The organism is Mesonia oceanica (genome assembly GCF_902499555.1).
In the GTDB taxonomy this organism is placed as follows: domain Bacteria; phylum Bacteroidota; class Bacteroidia; order Flavobacteriales; family Flavobacteriaceae; genus Mesonia; species Mesonia oceanica.
Genome location: NZ_CABVMM010000051.1, coordinates 1 through 1,451 on the forward strand (window position 1 = coordinate 1; position 1,451 = coordinate 1,451).

1 protein-coding gene is annotated in these 1,451 nt (G+C 42.3%); it reads left to right on the top strand.

All coding sequences use genetic code 11. From position 1 onward, the window contains the following. Positions 1-122: 122 nt before the first annotated feature. Complete coding sequence (locus FVB9532_RS19250; RefSeq protein ID WP_262714413.1) at positions 123-1,136, top strand: IS110 family RNA-guided transposase; 1,014 nt, start codon at positions 123-125, stop codon at positions 1,134-1,136. Positions 1,137-1,451: the final 315 nt, after the last annotated feature.

Sequence of the window (1,451 nt, forward strand, 5' to 3'; positions counted from 1 at the left end):
TAGCATCTATGTAAAAGCAGCAGATCCAGTATCTTTAAAGTTCACCAAAACAATAAGACCTGCCCGCTCGGCAGGCGGGTATAAAAACTGTACCCACTGCTCAACCAAAGTTATACATTGGTATCGATATCCACAAGCGTAGTTGGAAAATACATTGTGCAACCGATCTTTCATCCGGTAAGACCTTTAGTATGCCACCTCGCCCTGACGCCTTAAAAGCGTATGTCACCAAGCATTATGGAGATTATCAGGTAACCACTGCATATGAGGCTGGATGTTGTGGCTATTACGCGCACCGGTGCTTTGAGAGTTATGGTTGGAGTTCCCTGGTAGTGAATCCAGCAGATATTTTTAGAAGAGGTAAAGAACGTTTTACAAAGACTGACCGTATTGATGCGCAGTTGATCGCCCGCGAACTCAAGGACGGCAGGTTAGCAAGTATTTGTGTACCCGATAAATGCCGGGAGCAATTACGTAGCCTGTTTCGCCGTCGTAATGATCTGGTCAAGGATATGCGTCAAATCAAAAGCTATATCAAAATGCAGTTGTTGTATTATGGCATAGAAATACCGCCGGAGTATGACAACGATCACTGGAGCCATAACTTCAGGCACTGGTTAGATGATCTGAAATTTGAGTATGATGCAGGTACAGAAGTCTTGCGTAGCCGTTTGCGTAGTTTTCGGTTTATAGATCAGGAGTTTCGGGATGTATCTACATTACTTAGACGACATACCAAAACTCATTTTAAGCAGGATTATATGCTCTTACGCAGTATCCCGGGCATAGGTCCCATTGTGGCCAGTGGTATACTTAGTGAGCTTGGGAATCTGCGTCGTTTTAGCAGCATCAAGCAATTGGCCGGTTATGTAGGTTTAGCTCCCGGTATTTACCAAAGCGGTGATACTATAAGACATACCGGAGTGAGTATGCGAGCCCACCGATTGATACGTAGTTACTTTATAGAAGCTTCTTGGCAGGCTATACGTACAGACCCGGTGATGCAAGCCTATTATCGCAAACATCAGGGCAAGAACGTAAAATCTGTAATCGTTAAGGTAGCGCGTAAATTGTTAAGCCGCACCTTAGCGGTAATAAAAACAGGGGTTCCCTACGAAATAGGGGTTGTAGAATAATAAACCAATAACTAAGCTCATTTAAAGAAGTGGCAAAGTTTGGATCACAAAACAATGTAGGTGATCCCGTATTTGCGGGAATCACATCGGTTAGCAAGTGACCAAACTTATTATAGCTTATAATCATAAAGATGCTGGTGGCCGCCCTAAAGGATGGACCACATATAGGATGCTGAGCAAGTTATATAGGTATTGAATGATTGATAATCCTATCGGAATTATCAACGATTCAACACCCCAAAAACAACATTATGAGATAATTAAAAATTAAATAGTAACTTTAAAGAACTGGACTAGGGCTTTTCATAGGATACA